The organism is Stenotrophomonas sp. 10N36 (assembly GCF_056395005.1).
Map to the genome: position 1 here is coordinate 52,116 of NZ_JBFTIS010000021.1, position 16,492 is coordinate 68,607.

14 protein-coding genes are annotated in these 16,492 nt (G+C 69.3%); 11 read left to right on the forward strand and 3 right to left on the reverse strand.

Annotated elements, in window-relative coordinates:
- Window positions 1–6 precede the first annotated feature (6 nt).
- From AC1DCJ_RS17475 to AC1DCJ_RS17515, 9 genes are all read left to right on the forward strand, one after another.
- A complete protein-coding gene (locus AC1DCJ_RS17475) occupies window positions 7–1,293 on the forward strand; it encodes a CpaE/TadZ family protein (protein ID WP_478071519.1) in 1,287 nt (428 codons plus the stop codon).
- Window positions 1,278–2,630: a TadA family conjugal transfer-associated ATPase gene (locus AC1DCJ_RS17480; protein WP_448135935.1), complete on the forward strand. Its 1,353-nt coding sequence runs from the start codon at window positions 1,278–1,280 to the stop codon at window positions 2,628–2,630. Before AC1DCJ_RS17475 ends, AC1DCJ_RS17480 begins: the two co-directional genes overlap by 16 nt.
- A gap of 2 nt (window positions 2,631–2,632) precedes the next feature.
- Window positions 2,633–3,583, forward strand: a complete 951-nt coding sequence (locus tag AC1DCJ_RS17485) for a type II secretion system F family protein (protein WP_478071520.1) — start codon at window positions 2,633–2,635, stop codon at window positions 3,581–3,583.
- Window positions 3,580–4,530, forward strand: coding sequence for a type II secretion system F family protein (locus AC1DCJ_RS17490; RefSeq protein ID WP_478071521.1), 951 nt, complete (start codon window positions 3,580–3,582; stop codon window positions 4,528–4,530). Before AC1DCJ_RS17485 ends, AC1DCJ_RS17490 begins: the two co-directional genes overlap by 4 nt.
- A gap of 5 nt (window positions 4,531–4,535) precedes the next feature.
- Window positions 4,536–5,393 (forward strand): tetratricopeptide repeat protein, encoded by an 858-nt coding sequence (locus AC1DCJ_RS17495; protein WP_478071522.1) that lies wholly within the window; start codon window positions 4,536–4,538, stop codon window positions 5,391–5,393.
- Window positions 5,390–5,818, forward strand: coding sequence for a DUF3613 domain-containing protein (locus AC1DCJ_RS17500; RefSeq protein WP_478071523.1), 429 nt, complete (start codon window positions 5,390–5,392; stop codon window positions 5,816–5,818). The genes AC1DCJ_RS17495 and AC1DCJ_RS17500 overlap by 4 nt, the downstream gene beginning before the upstream one ends.
- A gap of 64 nt (window positions 5,819–5,882) precedes the next feature.
- Entirely contained in the window at window positions 5,883–8,000 is a 2,118-nt protein-coding gene (locus tag AC1DCJ_RS17505; protein ID WP_478071524.1) for a TadG family pilus assembly protein, read from the forward strand.
- Window positions 8,001–8,117: 117 nt separating this feature from the next.
- Window positions 8,118–8,834, forward strand: coding sequence for a DUF2968 domain-containing protein (locus AC1DCJ_RS17510; protein WP_137189625.1), 717 nt, complete (start codon window positions 8,118–8,120; stop codon window positions 8,832–8,834).
- A 171-nt stretch (window positions 8,835–9,005) separates the two neighbouring features.
- Window positions 9,006–10,367 carry a serine hydrolase domain-containing protein gene (locus tag AC1DCJ_RS17515; RefSeq protein WP_478071525.1) on the forward strand — a complete coding sequence of 454 codons (1,362 nt, stop codon included), beginning with the start codon at window positions 9,006–9,008 and terminating at the stop codon, window positions 10,365–10,367.
- 13 nt (window positions 10,368–10,380) lie between these two features.
- Here the strand turns inward: AC1DCJ_RS17515 and AC1DCJ_RS17520 are convergent, their stop codons facing one another.
- Both AC1DCJ_RS17520 and AC1DCJ_RS17525 read right to left on the reverse strand, forming a co-directional pair.
- Window positions 10,381–10,872, reverse strand: a complete 492-nt coding sequence (locus tag AC1DCJ_RS17520) for a hypothetical protein (protein ID WP_478071526.1) — start codon at window positions 10,870–10,872, stop codon at window positions 10,381–10,383.
- Between the two features lie 161 nt (window positions 10,873–11,033).
- Window positions 11,034–11,489 (reverse strand): N-acetyltransferase family protein, encoded by a 456-nt coding sequence (locus tag AC1DCJ_RS17525; RefSeq protein ID WP_478071527.1) that lies wholly within the window; start codon window positions 11,487–11,489, stop codon window positions 11,034–11,036.
- A gap of 206 nt (window positions 11,490–11,695) precedes the next feature.
- On the opposite strand from AC1DCJ_RS17525, the gene AC1DCJ_RS17530 reads away from it, so the two are divergent.
- On the forward strand, window positions 11,696–12,451 hold the full coding sequence (locus AC1DCJ_RS17530; RefSeq protein WP_478071528.1) for a helix-turn-helix transcriptional regulator: 756 nt from the start codon (window positions 11,696–11,698) through the stop codon (window positions 12,449–12,451).
- Between the two features lie 75 nt (window positions 12,452–12,526).
- Window positions 12,527–13,171 (forward strand): LysE family translocator, encoded by a 645-nt coding sequence (locus tag AC1DCJ_RS17535; protein WP_478071529.1) that lies wholly within the window; start codon window positions 12,527–12,529, stop codon window positions 13,169–13,171.
- 48 nt (window positions 13,172–13,219) lie between these two features.
- On the opposite strand, the gene AC1DCJ_RS17540 is transcribed toward AC1DCJ_RS17535, so the two are convergent.
- Window positions 13,220–15,949, reverse strand: coding sequence for a TonB-dependent receptor (locus AC1DCJ_RS17540; protein ID WP_478071530.1), 2,730 nt, complete (start codon window positions 15,947–15,949; stop codon window positions 13,220–13,222).
- Window positions 15,950–16,492 lie beyond the last annotated feature (543 nt).

A 16,492-nucleotide genomic window follows, 5' to 3' on the forward strand; every position in this document is an offset into this window, starting at 1 on the left:
GCCCGCATGTCCACCGCCACCCTCCACCTGCTGCAACCGATGGCGCCGCCGATGAGCCTGGTACTGGTCGCGCCTGACCGCAGCCTGCTGGACGTGCTCGGCGCCAAGCTGCCGGCCGGTACCCGCGTGCACTGGGAGGACAGCCGCGAGTCGATCGCAGCGCTGGAGGTGCACCGGCGCACCGGGGCCTGCGTGGTGCTGCTCGACTTCCGGCACGAACAGGCCAGCGCCACCAGCGACCTGACCCGCCACCTGCAGCGCGCCCTGCCCGACCTGCCGCTGGTGGCGGTCGGCTCCACCGCCAACGATCAACTTGACGGCGTGGTCGCCGCGCTGCGCGCGGGCATCCGCGACATCCTCGACCTGGACGCGCCCACCGCCGACATCGACGCCGTGCTGCGCCGCGCCGGCGGCACGCCAGGCATGCGCAGCGTGGCGCCCGAGACGGCCCGCAAGGCGCACCTGGTGCTGGTGCTGGGCGTCCGCGCCGGGGTCGGCAGCAGCACCCTGGCCGCGCACGTGGGCGTGCTGGCCCAGCAGCTGGGCCATCCGGTGGCCCCGACCACCGCGAACGCGGACCCGGTCCCGCCCGACAACAGCCTGCTGTTGCTCGACCTCGGCCTGCCGGCCGGCGACGCCGCGCTGTACCTCAACCTGGACAGCCAGTTCCACTACACCGATGCGCTGCGCAACGCCACCCGCATCGATGCCACCTTCGTCCGCACCGCCATGACCCGCCACCCCGGTGGCCTGGCCCTGCTCGGCCAGCCGGCGGGCAGCGAAGCCAGCCCGATCCCCGACCCGGCCGTGCTCGTGCAGCGCCTGCGCGGCGTGTTCGAAAGCGTGTTGTGCGATCTCGGTGGCGCGCCCATCCGGCAGATCCCACGCTCGCTGCTCAACAGCGCCGATGAGATCTGGCTGGTGGCCGACCAGGCCATCGGCACACTGGTATCGCTGGACCTGGCCTTGAAACAGCTGGAGGCACTGGGCGTGCGCGACGGTCGCCTGCAGCTGGTGGTCAACCGCCACGACGAAGCCGGTGGCCTGGCACCCCAGCAGATCGCCGCGCGCTTCAGCCTGCCGCTGCTCGCCACCCTGCCCGACTGCAACCGCCTGCGCGCCAGCGCCAACCACGGCCATCTGTTGCTGCAGGATGCCCCGCGCGACCCGTACCTGCGTGCCCTCACCCCGCTGCTGGCGCGACTGGACCCGGCACTCGCCGGCGTCCTGCCGCGTGGCTGGCGGGAAAAACTCGTCCTCCGCCTGAGTGGTCTCCCATGGAAGACAAAGTGATGCCGTTCGCGCCGCCGCATGCCCGTGCCGATGCCGGCACGATGGACGATGCCGTGGTCTCCCCGTTTGCCCAGTCCGACGAGTACCAGAAGGTACTGGTCGCCGCCCATGAGCACCTGCTCAACAGCATCGAAGACGAACGCATCGACATCGATGCCTGGGCGCCGGACACGGTGGCGCGCTACGTGCACACCCAGACCGCCCTCTTCGTGCAGGAGTGGCGCATCCCGGTCAACGAGTCCGAGATGGAGGTGGTGGCCGCGGCGCTGGTCAAGGAACTGACCGGGTTCGGCCCGCTCGACGACCTGCTGCACGATCCCAGCATCGAAGACATCCTGATCAACGGCTACAAGGACATCCACGTGTCCCAGGGCGGCCGCCTGCTGCGCGCGCCACAGCGCTTCAGCGACGACAGCCACCTGCTGCGGATCCTGCGGCGGATCCTGGCACCGCTGGGGCGCCGGCTGGACGAGTCCAACCCGATGGTGGATGCGCGCCTGCCCAACGGCGGGCGCCTCAACGCGATCATCTCCCCGCTGGCGGTGGATGGTCCCATGGTGTCCATCCGCAAGTTCCGCAAGGACCCGTTCACCCCCGATGAACTGCTGCGCATGGGCACCTTCGACCGCCCCATGCAGGCGCTGCTGCATGCACTGGTGCTGGGCCGCTGCAACATCCTGGTCTCGGGCGGCACCAGTTCGGGCAAGACCTCGCTGCTCAATGCGCTGGCCAGCTACATCCCGGCCGACGAACGCGTCATCACCGTGGAAGACACCGCCGAGCTCTCGCTCAACCATCCGCACGTGGTGCGCCTGGAAAGCCGCATCGGCGGCGCCGACGGCCAGGGCGCGGTGAGCATCCGCGACCTGGTCCGCAACAGCCTGCGCATGCGTCCGGACCGCATCGTGGTGGGCGAGGTGCGCGGCGCCGAAGTGCTGGAAATGCTGCAGGCCATGAACACCGGCCACGACGGCTCGATGGCCACCATCCACGCCAACTCGCCACGTGACTGCCTGTACCGGATCGAGATGCTGGCCGGCTTCGCCGGTTTCCAGGGCAGCGAAGACAGCCTGCGCCGGCAGATTGCCAGCGCGATCGACTTCATCGTGCAGATCTCGCGCCTTGGCAGTGGTCGCCGCGTGCTGGTGTCCATCACGGAAATCACCGGGGTCAGCGACAACCTGATCAGCACCCAGGAAATGTTCCGCCACGAAATCCAGATCGATGCCGACGGCAAGGAGATCGACCGCTGGATCGGGCTCGGCTTCCACCCGCATTCGCACAAGCTCGAGCCGTTCCGGCGGCAGCTGCGCGAGGCACTGGACGGAGGCTACTGAGCATGACCACGGTGCTGCTGCTATGCAGTGCGATCCTGGTGCTGGTGGCCGTGGCCATCGAGCTGTGGATGGGCGCGGCCCGGCGCGAACGCCTGCGCGCCTCGCTGCAGCACACCGAACAACGGCTGGCCGCCACACCCGCCACGCCGCAACTGGCCGGCATGCCCACGCGGCCCACGGCACCGGCTGCACTGCCCACCGGCACCCGCCGCGCCGATGGCCTGCCGTGGGATGCGCTGCTGCAACGCGCCGCGCTGCGCACTGGCTGGCGCCTGCCGATCCTGTGGCTGCTGGGCGCGACACTGCTGGGCTGGGCCGCGGCCGCGCGCATCGGCACCGCGTGGATGTGGCCGATCACCCTGGGGCTGTGCGCGTTGCTGCTGGGGCTGTGGATCTCGCGCCGCATCCTGGCCCTGCAGCGCCGCCTGCTGCGCCAGCTTCCCGACTTCCTGGACAACCTGGTGCGGCTGACCGGACTCGGCAACAGCCTGCAGATGTCCTTCCAGACCGCCAGCCAGCAGGTGCCGATGCCGCTGCGCGGGCTGCTCGATGACACGCTGTCGGGCACCCGCAGCGGGCTCGACCTGGACCGCGCCCTGAGCCAGGCCGCGCAACCCTACCGGCTCGACGTGCTGGACGTCCTGGCCGTGGTGCTGGGGGTCAGCATCCGCATCGGCGGGCGCTCGGACCAGATCCTGCAGCGCATGAGCGACTTCATGCGCGATGTCGACCAGGCCCGCCAGGAACTGATGGCGACCACCTCCGAAACGCGCATGTCGGCGTGGGTGCTCGGCCTGCTGCCGCCGCTGTCGGCCCTGCTGATGGCCATCGCCAGCCCGGACTTCTTCGCCCCCGTGCTGGAGGTGCCGCTGGGCCACCGCATCCTCGGCGCGGCGCTGGTGATGGAACTGATCGGCGGCTTCCTGCTGTACCGCCTGGCGCGCTCGCTATGAGCGCCAGCACCCTGCTCATCGTGGCCTTGCTGCTGCTCGCCCTGGGCGTGGGCCTGCTGGGCATTGCCGGGCTGTGGCTCAGCGGCCAGCAGCAGCGCACCGCCGCCACCCTGCAGGGCGCACTGCGCAGCCGCGAACCGCGCACGCCGGCCGAGTCGGGCACACCACCGCCGGTGGCCGCCGCGCCGCGCGGCTGGGCCTGGCTGGCCACGCTGGGCGAGCGCTTCAACGGCGGCCGCATCGAAGCGGCGCTGTTGGCACCCGAAGACCGCCTGCTGCTCGACCAGGCCGGGTGGCACACGCGGGTCGGCACCGCCACGTTCCTGGCCCTGCGCCTGCTGATCGCGCTGGCCGGCCTGCTGCTGGCCGCGATGGTCTACGACGGCGACGGGCTGAGCCGGGTGGTGGTGATGGGGGCCGCGCTCGGCGCCGGCGTGCTGCTGCCGAAGTTCGCGCTGCGGGCCTGGGCCACGCGGTTGCGCCGACGGGTGTCGGCCGAACTGCCGCTGCTCATCGACCTGCTGCGCCTGCTGCAGGGCGTGGGCTTCAGCATGGACCAGAGCCTGCAGACACTGGGCGACAAGCTGCGCAGCGCGATCCCGGTCCTCGGGCGTGAAATCCAGCAGGCCAACATCGCCTACATGCACGGCCGCAGCCGCCAGCAGTCGCTGCGTCGTCTGGCCGAGTCCTTCGGCGACGAAGACCTGCGCAGCCTGGTGCAGCTGATGCTGCAGGTACACGAGCACGGCGGCGCGGTGCAGGAACCGCTGCGCCAGTTCAGCGTGCGCCTGCGCGAACAGCGCCGTTCCGCGCTCAAGGAAAAGGTGGGCAAGCTCTCGGTGAAGATGACCATCGTGATGATGCTGACGTTGTTGCCAGCGCTGATGCTGGTGTTGTCGGGCCCGGCGATCATCGCCCTGGCCAATGCCGTGAACCGTCTGGGGTGACCACCATGCCGATCCTATTCCGCCACTGCGCCGTACTGCTCATCAGCGTGGCGGTGTGCACCGCCTGCGGGTCGGCGCGCAACGCCTACAAACCCGACCCGCTCAGCCTGGCGCCGCTGGACACGCCGCCCCAGGACGACAAGCGCATGTACCTGGACCTGATCGGGCAGATGCAGCGGCAAGGCGCGTACTACGCTTCGCTGGCGCATGTGGAGGCCTACCGCCTGCGCTACGGTGACAGCCCTGCGCTGCGCCTGCTGCAGGCCGACGCGCTGCGCGAAACCCAGCAGACCGACGCCGCGCGTGCGCTCTACACCAGCCTGGCCAACGGCCCGCAGGGCGCGGCCGCCTGGCACGGTCTGGGCCTGATCGCCGCACGCGCCGGTGATGCCACGCAGGCCGAGGCCAGCCTGGCCCGCGCCGTACAGCTGCAGCCGCTGAACACCGACTACCTGGGCGACCTCGGTTTCGCCCGGCTGCGCGCTGGCGCGCTTGAACCGGCACGCGAGCCCTTGGCCAAGGCGGCCGAGCTGGCACCGGGCAGCGTCAAGGCCAACGCCAACCTGGCGGTCTGGGCCCTGTTGCGCAATGACCCGGCGATGGCCGAGCAGATCATGCGCAGTGCCGCGCTGCCCGACACCGCGCGCCAGGAAGTACAACGGCTCGCGCAGCAGCTGCGGCAGCCGCCCGTCGCGCGCGCCACCGCGCTGCCGCCGGCGGCCATGCTCGCCGCTGAAACCCCGGCCAGCCGCGCACCGTCGAGCACGGGCACACCCCGGGCGACGCGCGCCGATGCGCGGCTGGCCCCGTCGATGCTGGAACGTTTCGGCGCCACCCACCACGCCAACGAGAGCACGCCATGACGCCCCTTCCCTGCGCGGTGCGCACCACGCTGCTCGCCGCCACCCTGCTCGCCTGCGCCGGGGCGATGGCCCAGCAGCGCCCCCTGACCGGGCAGATGCTCGGCGACGCCCCGCCCACCGCTGCGCCTGCAGCGCCGATGCCTGGCCCCGCCGCGCCGCCGCCATCACGGGCGGTGCTGCCGCCGTTGCCCGCCAGCGCGCCGTTGGCCCCGCTGCTGTCCCCGCGCCCGCAGATCGGCGACACCACCCGCGCCCTGCTGCAGCTGCAGGCCAGTGGCGCCAGCGCCGGCCCACGCCTGCCCATCCTGGGCGACCAGGCCTCGCTCAGCTACGCGCGCTACCTGGAAAGCTTCACCCACCCGATCCCCGAATTCCTCGACACCAGCGTACGCAAGCAAGTCACTGGTGCCGGCAACGGAGAGTGATCCCATGAACCGGTCGCGACCGCCCTGCCCTGTCCTGCCACCGGCGCGCCGCCAAAGCGGCGGCATGTCGGTGACGATGATGCTGGTGATGCTGGGCCTGGTCACGATGCTCGGCCTGGTCGAGATCGGCTACCTGTACTGGGCCAAGCGCGATGTGCAGAAGATCGCCGACCTGTCCGCGCTGGCCGGCGCACAACGGCTGGATCTGTGCACGGCCAACCGGGCCGACAACGCCGCCGCGCGCAGCAACGCACTGACCGCCAACCGTTTCCCCGGCACGCTGCAGGTCAGCTGTGGCGTGTGGAACCCCACGCACGCCAGCGCCGACCATTTCATCGGCACCGCCCCGGCACCGGTCAACGCGGTCAAGGTCATCGCCGAACGCCCGGTGCTGCCGTTCTTCGGCCAGACCCACGGGCTGCCGCAGGTACGCGCACAGGCCGTAGCCACGCGCGCGCCGCCCTTGGCAGTGTTCAGCGTGGGCTCGCAACTGCTGCGGGTAAACGGCAACACGCCGCTTGGCGGTGTGCTGAAACTGGTCGGGGTGGACCTCGACCAGACCACCCTGCTCGGCTACGACGGCCTGGCCCAGGCCAAGATCACCCCCGGCGGGTTACTGAGGGCGCTGGGCATTCCGGTGGACGCCAACATCAGCGTCGGCGATTTCAACGCCCTGCTGGCCGCGCACAAGGTATCGCTGGGGCAGTTGCTGGATGCCACCGCCAGCGTGCTCAGCCAGAGCGGCGTGGCCCAGGTGGATATGCGCGCACTCAAGGACGCACTGGCCGCCAAGCTCGATATCAACCAGCTCAACCTGCAGCTGGGCAGCAACGCGGCCGGCAGCGGCCTGTTCGGCAGCATCGTCGCCCCCGACGGCCCCGCCTCGGCGGCGCTGCAGGCCGAGGTCAACGCGCTGGACCTGATCACCACCAGCATCAGCATCGCCAACGGCGGCCGCGGCGTGGCGGTCAACAACCTCAGCATCCTCGGCCTGGTCCAGGCGCAGACGGCCGTCATCGAGCCCCCGTCGATTGCCATCGGCGGCGTCGGCGCGCGCGCCTACAACGCGCAGGTGCGGGTCAAGCTGGACATCGACAGCAACAAGCTGTCGCTGGGTCTGGGCAAGGTACTGGCCGCGCTGGGTATCCGCCTGCACCTGCCGGTGTATGCCGATGTGACCAATGCCATGGGCACCCTGACCGGGCTGCAGTGCGCCGCGCAGCCGGCAACGGCCACCATCCGCGTGGAGTCGTCGGTGCTGCGTGCGTGCGTGGGCAAGGTGGATGCGGCCACGCAGTTCTCCACGCGCAACGTGTGCGACGCCAGCCTGCAGAACGAACAGTTGCTGACCCTGCTCGGCGCACCGTTGATCAACGACCAGATCAAGCTCAACGCACTCACCCATGATGAAACGGTGACCCTGTCACCGGGCGAGACGAAGTCGACCTGGATCAACGGCGCGCAGATCGGCACGGCGGTCAACGACCTGGTCCGGGAGCTGCTGCGCGTACTCAGCGGCATGCTCAACCCGGCATCGAAGGGCATGGGCAACGCCGATACCGCCAACCAGCTGGCCGACCAGTTCCTCAAGGCGGCCAACCCAGGCAACGGCCTGTACGACGTCGACAAAACCATTGCACTGCTGCGCAACGGTTCGTCGGCGCAGGGCATCGAGGCCTTCGGTGACTGGGAGGTCAAGGATGGGGTGCCATACGCCTGCGGCCTGCTTCTTCTGAAGACCTGCTACAAGGACGGCTCGGCCTGGGAGGGCTATCGCGCCGTGGTCACCGGCCAGGGCCTCGGGGTATTGGATGGCCTGCTCGGCACTGTCCTGGGCGGGCTGGTGATCAACCGTTGCAGCGGGCTGGTCAGCACGCTGCTGGCCTACAACAGCTGCGTCAAGGGCAACCTGGCCACGTACCTGCAGACCGCTCCGTCCGGCATGCTCGACAACCACCAGGGCAGCGGCAGCGTCACCGATCCCGGCACCAACAGCGTGGCCTGCAGCGGCCTGCTGTGCACCCTGCTGCGGCCGGTGCTGGAAGGCTTGCTCAAGCCCGTGCTCAACGGCGTGGGTACCCTGCTGACCCAGACCCTTGCGATGGTGCTGGGGCTGGAACTGGGCCGCACCGACGTGCACCTGCAGGCGGTGCAGTGCAACCCTGCCCAGCTGGTGTATTGAGTGCCGTGCAGCCTGCGCCCGCAGGATGCAGGCCGCAGCGGGACACGCTAGACTGCGGCGGGGACTGGATTTCACAGACGAAATTTCACCGATGCGCCACTCGTGGACGGCCTGATGATGCAAGAGAGAAAAACCCTGGGTTCCACCCGCCAGCGCCTGCTCGTGGGCAGCCTGGTGCTGCTGTCGCTGGGCCTGGCGCCGCAGGCACTGGCCGCGCGCGCGCCCAAGGGCGAGGCCACCGAGCCGGCGCGCAGCGCCCCGGTGGTCCGCAACACCGTGGATGAGCTGCGCCAGCTGGTCGATTCCAAGCAGCTGACCGAACTGCGCACCACCTACAACGGCAGCTACGGCGCCAGCCTGCTGTTCAACACCAGCACGCTGCAGTATTACGCCGCCTTGTTCCACGACAAGGATTTCTGGCGCGTGATCAAGACCGATTCGGTCGACAACGCCGAAAAGGTCTACCGCACCTTCGTGCAGCAGACCGAAGAACTGGCCCAGGTGTACATCGACACCACGCGCCTGGAAGCCGGCAAGCGCTACACCGAAAACCTGGTCGCCTTCAACGAACAGCGCCTGCGCAGCCTGCAGCAGGAAGCCGAACTGCAGCGCCAGCAGTCGCTGCAGGTCAGCAGTTCGATCCAGCAGGCCAAGCAGCAGGCGGTAACGCTGAGCACCGACCTGCGCAGCACCCACAGCCAGCTGGACGCGCTGAACCAGCGCATCCAGGCGCTGCAGGCCCAGCAGGGCAATCCGGCGTTGTCGTTGCCCACGCCGGAAAGCAGCGCACCGGCCATCGCACCGGCGCCCACGGGCGAATCCAGCAACCCGTAACGCCACGCGGCTCCCTGCCCTGCAGGGAGCCTGCCGCCGCTGCGCGCCGCAGCACCGCGCCTTTCCGCCACACCCCATCCTGTTGCTGCTGCCGGTGCGCCTTGGCCGGTGCTCGCGCGCGGTGCAGTACCCTGTGCCTCTACGAACGGCGTAGCGCACAAGGACATGGCCATGGCGATCCCCACCCGGTTGCACTTCCCGCGCGCGCAGTGGCGACGGGCCGCTGCCTGCACGCTGTTGGGCGCCCTGGCGTTGCTGCCCGGTGCCCACGCCGCCACCGCCAGCGCGGCACCGCCGGACGCCGCGGCCTCCGACCCGGGCGCGTTGGGCTGGATGCAGGGCTTCCCGCCGCCGGAGGCCAAGCGCATCCGCTACACCGACAGCGACTATTTCGCCTTCCCCAAGCTGCGTTGGACCGCCTGCCACTTTCGCCAGCTGATGCCCACGGTGGGCGTCAGCCGCGGGCCCGGGGCAGCGGCGCCGCTGCCACAGCGGCTGGATGCGGCGATCGACGCGCTGCCGTTCACGCCCTTGAACACGCGTACCCGCATGACCTGGGCGCAATCGCTGCAGGCCAATTACACCGACGGCATCATCGTGCTGCACGACGGCGTGGTGGTGTACGAGCGCTACGCCGGCTGCCTGCAGCCCAACGGCCAGCACGGCGCGATGTCCGTCACCAAATCGATCACCGGCCTGCTCGGCGAAATGCTGGTCGCCGAAGGAGTGCTGGATGAGAACGACACCGTCGGTGCGATCATTCCGGAACTCGCGCGCAGCGCGTTCGGCGATGCCACGGTCAGGCAGGTGCTGGAGATGACCACCGCCCTGCGCTACAGCGAAGACTACGCCGACCCCAACGCCGAAGTCTGGCAGTACGCCGCCGCCGGCAGCACGCTGCCGCCCGCCCCGGGCTACACCGGTCCACGCAGCTACTACGATTACCTGCAGACCGTGCAGAAACAGGGGCGCCACGGCGAGGCGTTCGGCTACAAGACGATCAACACCGACACCCTGGGCTGGATCATCGCGCGGCGTACCGGCAAGCCGGTCTCCACGCTGCTGTCCGAGCGTATCTGGACCCGCCTGGGTGCCGAGCAGGACGCCTACTACACTGTCGATTCCAGCGGCACGCCGTTCGCCGGCGGCGGCTTCAATGCCGGGCTGCGTGACATGGCCCGGCTTGGCCAGCTGCTGCTGCAGGACGGGCGCAGCAATGGCGAGCAGGTCGTACCGGCCGCCGCCATCGCGCGCATCCGGGCCGGCGGTGACAGGCGCGCCTTCGCCAAGGCCGGCTATCCCCTGCTGCCGGGCTGGAGCTACCGCGGCATGTGGTGGGTGAGTCACAACGCACACGGCGCCTACATGGCACGCGGCGTGCACGGCCAGGCCCTGTATATCGACCCTGCGGCCAAGGTGGTGATCGCCCGCTTCGGGTCGCATCCGGTGGCCGGCAACAGCGCCAACGATCCCACCACCCTGCCCGCCTTCGATGCGTTGGCGCGCTATCTGATGGCGCAGCCGAGCCGGTAAGTCCCAAGTCGGCTCATCGGCACGCATCGAACACCGCGTCGTCCATGCGTCGGCTGAGGGCGAGACTGCGCGCCATGCCGGCCTTCCGGTACGCGGCATCGCGCTGGCGCTTCGCCTTGGCGCATGCGCGCGGCTGATGGTGAAGCGCGATCACCGCGCCCGGCGGTGCACGTGTCCGCCGCCGTGGCGGGGCGCTTCCGCGGCGTGGACGCGGATCGACCAGCGGCCTGCGTTGCAGTTCCAGCGCGCGCTTGCGCGCCTCCAGTTCTCGCCGGATCGCCTCGATCCGGGCGGCATGCTGGCGCTGGGCCGGCACCACGTCCACCTCCCACGCCTGCTCGGCCTGCCCGTCCGCGCAGGCGTGACGCTGGAACGTGGCCACCCCGGCGACCCGGCATTTATGCATCTGCTGGACCTGCGGTGCGGGTGTCGCCGGGGGCGGTGGTGCCGCCATCGCGGGCACCGGCAACAGGGCAAGCAGCCACCACCAGCGGCCACGCAGCATGGATCGACAACGGACCTTTCGCATCGGCATCCTCCCGGAACGGCCGCCAGCATCCCGCGCTGGTTGCGGCCAAACCGGGACGCGCGTGGCGCTCCATCACCAACGCGTCGTCTTCCTACACGTGCGTGCGTGGAAGCGGACTTACCCGTGCAGCGTCGCGGTCACCCGCGCAGATGCAGTTCCAGCACTTCATCGCCCAGATCGTCGATCTCGCCGGTCGGCCGCCACCCCAGGTGCCGGTAAAAGCCGTGCGAACGCACGCCAGGGTCGGCAGCGCAACCCAGGAACAGGCGTTCGAAACCCCAGGCCTGGAAGTCGTCCACCGTGCGCGCCAGCAGCGCCTTGCCGATGCCCTTGCCTTCCCACGCCGGCAGCAGCGCCAGCACGATGATCTCGCCACTGTCGCGATCGCCGAAGCAATAGCCCACCATGCCGCCGTCCGCCTCGGCCACGTGCCCCGGAAAACCGCCTTGGGCGATGCCGGCGGCCCAGCTGTCCACAGTGATGCCAAGCGCGGCCAGCTGCGCGGCGGAAAACGCGTTCTCGCGCGTACGTCCGCGCAGGTCGATACAGGCCGCGGCGTCGGCCGGTACGGCAGGACGGTATACAACGTTCATCATCAGGCTCCTTGTCCATGCCACACAGGCAATGGCAGCGTCGCAGCATACCCGCCCGCTTGCCGCAGCTGCCAGACTGCATCGACAGCGTCCGGCAGACGCGCGCGCCGCGTGGCATGCTTTCCCTCCCCCAGCCGCCCCCCATCCCGTGCCTGCCACCACCGAATTCTGGCGAGATCCGCGCATGCCCCACGTCGAAAGCCGACGTGCCTGCGCGAGCCGTGCCTGTTACCGCGCACAGCCATGCCACGTTCTCGGTCGGTGCCGTGGATGCAGGCGGCAGTGTCTTCAGCGGTGCAGCCGACGGTCCACGCGTGCTGCAGCCGGGTTGCGTGGTGGTGGTGCCTGCCGGGCGCGTGCATGCTTGCAATCCCCTGCCCGGCCAGGGCTGGAACTACCAGATGCTGCATCTGGATGCCCACTGGGTGCACGCGGTCCGTAACGAAATGTCCGCGCCCACCGGCAACGAGGTCGGTATGGACGCGGTCCGCGTCTGCGATGACCCGGTGCGCTATCGCCAGTTCTGCGCCCTCAACGCGCTGCTGTTCTCCAGCGCTGCCATGGAAGCCAAGGATGCCGCGTTGGTTGCGTTCATCGGTGATCTTGACCCTGCTCAAGGTGATGCCCTCGAGGACACGATTGATCAAGCAGCGTTGCAACGCCGCCTTGCGCCGGTCACCACGCAACTGCGGCAGGACTTGGCACACACCCCGCCGCTGGACGACCTGGCGCGGCGGGTGGGAATGAGCCGCTATCAGCTGATCCGCGCCTTCCGCCGCGCCACCGGGCTGACCCCGCATGCCTGGCAGATGGACCAGCGCATCCAACGTGCACGCCTGCAGCTGCGCGACGGTGACGCGCTCGCCAGCATCGCGCACGGGCTGGGCTTTTCCGACCAGAGCCATTTCCAGCGCATGTTCAAGGCGCATACCGCCGCCACGCCGGGTCAGTACCGGCGCTGAGCGCGCAATTTCGTTCAATACCGCGCGCGCCGGTCCGGACACACTTTCTGCCCGTGCCCGACCCCGCTGGTGTGAATGGAACAGTTTCTTGTCGTTGCCACTGTGCACCTGCTGGCCCTGCTGTCACCGGGGCCGGACTTCTTCCTGGTAGCGCGTACTGCCGTGGCGCAAGGCTGGCGCATCGCCACCGGCGCCTGCGTCGGCATTGCACTCGGCAACGGCGTCTTCATCGCGGCCGCGTTCGCTGGCGTGGCCGCGTTGCACCCGGGCAGTGGTGGCTTCATCGCGGTGCAGGTGGCCGGCAGTTGCTTCCTGGTGTACATGGGCGTGATGTTCCTTCGGCACGCCGGCAGCAGCAACGTGTCACCCGTGGGTGGCGAGGCGCCGGCCGCGGCCGCATCCCCCCGCCGCAGCTGGTGGAACGCCGCGGCGATGGGGCTGCTGTCGGCACTGCTGAATCCGAAAAACGCGCTGTTCTACGCCGCCCTGGCGGCGATGCTGCAGGGGCCTGCCGCCGCTACCGCCAACAAGCTCTTCTACGCCGGCTGGATGTTCAGCGTGGTGCTGGGCTGGGACCTGCTGGTAGCGGCGCTGATCGGGCACCCGGCGGTGCTGCGCCGCTTCGCGCGCGCCCTGCCGTGGCTGGAGCGCGGCACCGGCGTGGTACTGCTCGGGCTGGGCGTGTCGATCCTGCTGTCGCTGGCATGGCCGCACCTGTAGAAAGGGCCCGGCAATGCCGGGCCCTGCTGCGCTGCTTACGCGGTTCGGTTACAGGAACCGGTAGTCGAACTCCAGCCACAGCTGGCGCCCGTACGGGTCGTAATTGCCGACCGGGTAGAACGGCCAGCCGCCGCCGTTCTTGTCCGCCGGCGGGCGGCTGTCGCGCAGGTTGTTGACGATCAGGCCTACGCTCGCGTTCTCGGTCAGCGTGCGATACAGGCTGGCGTTGTAGGTTATGTACGGCGCGATGCGACCACTGCCATCGGTCTTGGGCAGCGAACCATACCGCATGCCGTACAACGTGGCGGTCCAGTCGTTGATGGCCCAGGTCACGCTGCCGTTGACCTTGCTGCGCCACTGGTAGGAATCCAGCGAGTTGCGCTGGTCCACCACGCCATCCTCGGCGAACTGACGGTACTCATGGTCGATCACCAGCGAGTACGCCAGCCGCGTGGAGAACCGACCGAACCGGCCTGCATCCCAGCGCGCGGTGGCCTTCAGGTCGATGCCACGCACCGATTCGGACGCTGCGTTGATCGGGTTGATCAGCACACGGGTCACCTGGTTGGGCTGCACCGCCGCGTCGGCCGGGTTGCGGATCACCCGCGCCAGCGCGTCCTGGCACTGCGCCGAGTTGATGTCGCGCGCATCGCCGCCCACCGTCTGACCGAGGCGGCAATCGGCCTCGTCGCGCAGGATCCGCGACGAATCCAGGTTGGTTACTTCGTCGTCGATGCGGATGTCGTAGTAATCGGCGGTGAAGTCGAGGTTCGCCGTCGGCGACCACACCAGGCCCACCCCGTAGGACTTGGCCGTCTCCGGCTGAAGCTGCGGGTTGGCGCCGCTGGTGTAGTCGATCGACAGCCCGCTGTAATCGCAGTCGTCATACGCCTGGCCGGCGGTGCGGCAGCGCCAGTAGTCGGTCATGCCGGGGTTGTAGCCGCGGGTTTCGCTGGCGAACACGTAATTCATGTCCGGCGCACGGAAGCTGGTGGCGGCACTGGCGCGCAGCAGCAGGCTGTCGAACGGTCGGAACTCCAGGCCGGTGCTCCAGGTGGCCTTGCCGAGATGGTCACCGGCGGCGCGGTACTGGTCGTAGCGGCCGGCCACGGTTGCGGTGAGGCGTTCCAGCAGCGGCAGCTGCAGCTCGACACCGGCGGCATAGCGGTCGCGCTCGCCGCCGGACGGAATGCCGGCACTGGTGTTCCAGAACTCGCCGGTGGCCAGGGCCGGGTCGGGACGGTTGCGGTAGCCCTGGCTGCCCGCTTCGACCACAGCGGCCAGTGCCGCACGCCCGCCCGGCAGGTCGAACAGCTGCCCGTTCACGCTGAAGGTGGCCGCCTGCAGCCAGGCCGCGTTGCGGCTTTCCTGGGTGGACGACAGGTTCTCGTACTCGTTCGGGGTCAGCGGCTGGTACAGCCGCGCAGGATCGGGCGCATACACGTCCACGCCATTGCGCGTGCCGAGCTTCGGCCCCAGCAGGTAGTCGTTGATGCCGGCCAGCAGCACTGGGCGGCGCGTGCGGTTTTCATAGCGCGAGCGGCTGTAGGCCGCTTCGTAATCCCAGTCGCTGCTGCCCAGGCTGCCGCGCGCGCCAACGTTGAACGACCACGACGATTCCAGGAAGCGGTTGGCATTGCGCTGCACGCCGCCGATCTCTTCGGGGGCGAAGCGGCGGTACCAGCTTTCCAGCTGGCTGCTGTTCTGGTTGTAGAAGTAGTTGCGCGACGAGGTCCAGCTGGGCGCACGGGTGTTGTTGTAGATCCGCGCGGTGCCGATGGCCACGTCGGCGAACAGTTCCTGGCGGTCGTTGAGGTGCCAGGTCAGTGCGCTGTAGGCATCGATGTTGCGCTTCTCGGTCTGCACGGTCCAGAACGTGGCCGCCGCTTCGTTGCTGCCGCAGTACCAGCCCTGGCGCGGATTCTGCGCACGGAACACGCTGCCGCCGTACAGGCCACTGCTGGCATCGCAGCCGTCGGCGCCGGGATCGATGTAGCTGTTGGTGCTGGCATTGCGCCGGTAGGCCACGCCGGTTGCCAACGGGGTGACGCCGCGCGGGTCGTCGGTGAGCGAATCCATGAAGTCGCGCTGCGAGCCGTAGATCGCCTTGCGGTTGGCGATTTCCAGGCCGAAGATCGCCTCCCACTGGTCACCGGTACTGCCGCCCACCACCTGCAGGCGCTGGTTGTCGCCGCCGCCCTGCTCGGTGGTGCCGGCCTTGACGTTGATGCCAACGCCCTCGTAGGACTTCTTCAGGATGATGTTGACCACGCCGGCGATGGCGTCCGAGCCGTACACCGCCGACGCGCCACCGGTGAGCACCTCGATGCGGTCGATCAGCGCGCTGGGAATATTGGCCAGGTTGACGACGTTGACCGAGCCTTCGTAGGCCAGCGGGTAATCGGACTGGCGGCGGCCGTTGACCAGCACGAGGGTGCGGTTGGGCCCCAGTCCGCGCAGGTTGATGGTGTTGGCGGCCGGGGTGAAGGTATTGCCGAAGTCTTCGCCCTGCACGCTGCCGGTGTTCTCGGTGAGCGCGCTGAGCGCTTCAAAGGCGCTGCGGTAGCCCTGCGCCTCGATCTGCTGCTGGGTGATCACGGTGACCGGCGAGGGTCCTTCCACGCTGGCGCGCGGGATGCGTGAGCCGGTGATCCGCACGGCCTCCAGTTCGGTGGGCGCCGGGCCATCGGCGGCATGCGCCAAGGGGCTGGTGGCAAGCAGGGGCAACAGGGACACGACCAAAGGCCGCAGGCGCAGCGGACGACGAAGCAGAGACATGCAGGTTCCTGGGTGGGGGACAACGCTCCGGTGCGGCAAGCCATTGCCGCAGGGGGTCCGGGAGGCGCGCCAGTCTGCTGAATGCGCCCCTGCCCGGGAAATGACCGGCCGGGATATGCATATCGATTTTCTGCCTAAGGCCCGGCAGCACTGGGCCGGCAGCAAGACACGTTTCTGCTCCCATCTGAGGGAAGCGTCCTGTTGCAAGGGCCGTCGCAGAGTGAGCACGAGGCTACGCGGATGGCCGGGTGTGCAGGCGCAGGGGCTGGCGTCTCCGATCGGGGCGGTCGCGAGCGTGAGGGCCCCGTAGCAGCCGGTAGCCCCTGGTGCAAATGTCCCCCGGCCTGGCGGCCTCCTCCTTTATTTTGCCCAGGAGCCTACCGGCCGCTACGGGGCTCGGCTTGCGGTGAGTAGGGGAAGCCAGGCTTTTCTAGCGCTGTCGGTGGGTCGGGCGCTGGGTCCCCATGCCCTTGGAGGCGAAATAAAGGGGGAGGTGGCGGCCGCCGGCCGACGCCGGAGGACATTCGCCGGAAAGGGCATGGG

Coding starts and splice junctions, on each gene's coding strand:
- AC1DCJ_RS17475 (WP_478071519.1), top strand. CDS start 7: ATGTCCACCGCCACCCTCCACCTGCTGCAACCGATGGCGCCGCCGATG.
- AC1DCJ_RS17480 (WP_448135935.1), top strand. CDS start 1,278: ATGGAAGACAAAGTGATGCCGTTCGCGCCGCCGCATGCCCGTGCCGAT.
- AC1DCJ_RS17485 (WP_478071520.1), top strand. CDS start 2,633: ATGACCACGGTGCTGCTGCTATGCAGTGCGATCCTGGTGCTGGTGGCC.
- AC1DCJ_RS17490 (WP_478071521.1), top strand. CDS start 3,580: ATGAGCGCCAGCACCCTGCTCATCGTGGCCTTGCTGCTGCTCGCCCTG.
- AC1DCJ_RS17495 (WP_478071522.1), top strand. CDS start 4,536: ATGCCGATCCTATTCCGCCACTGCGCCGTACTGCTCATCAGCGTGGCG.
- AC1DCJ_RS17500 (WP_478071523.1), top strand. CDS start 5,390: ATGACGCCCCTTCCCTGCGCGGTGCGCACCACGCTGCTCGCCGCCACC.
- AC1DCJ_RS17505 (WP_478071524.1), top strand. CDS start 5,883: ATGTCGGTGACGATGATGCTGGTGATGCTGGGCCTGGTCACGATGCTC.
- AC1DCJ_RS17510 (WP_137189625.1), top strand. CDS start 8,118: ATGCAAGAGAGAAAAACCCTGGGTTCCACCCGCCAGCGCCTGCTCGTG.
- AC1DCJ_RS17515 (WP_478071525.1), top strand. CDS start 9,006: ATGGCGATCCCCACCCGGTTGCACTTCCCGCGCGCGCAGTGGCGACGG.
- AC1DCJ_RS17520 (WP_478071526.1), bottom strand. CDS start 10,872: ATGCTGCGTGGCCGCTGGTGGTGGCTGCTTGCCCTGTTGCCGGTGCCC.
- AC1DCJ_RS17525 (WP_478071527.1), bottom strand. CDS start 11,489: ATGAACGTTGTATACCGTCCTGCCGTACCGGCCGACGCCGCGGCCTGT.
- AC1DCJ_RS17535 (WP_478071529.1), top strand. CDS start 12,527: ATGGAACAGTTTCTTGTCGTTGCCACTGTGCACCTGCTGGCCCTGCTG.
- AC1DCJ_RS17540 (WP_478071530.1), bottom strand. CDS start 15,949: ATGTCTCTGCTTCGTCGTCCGCTGCGCCTGCGGCCTTTGGTCGTGTCC.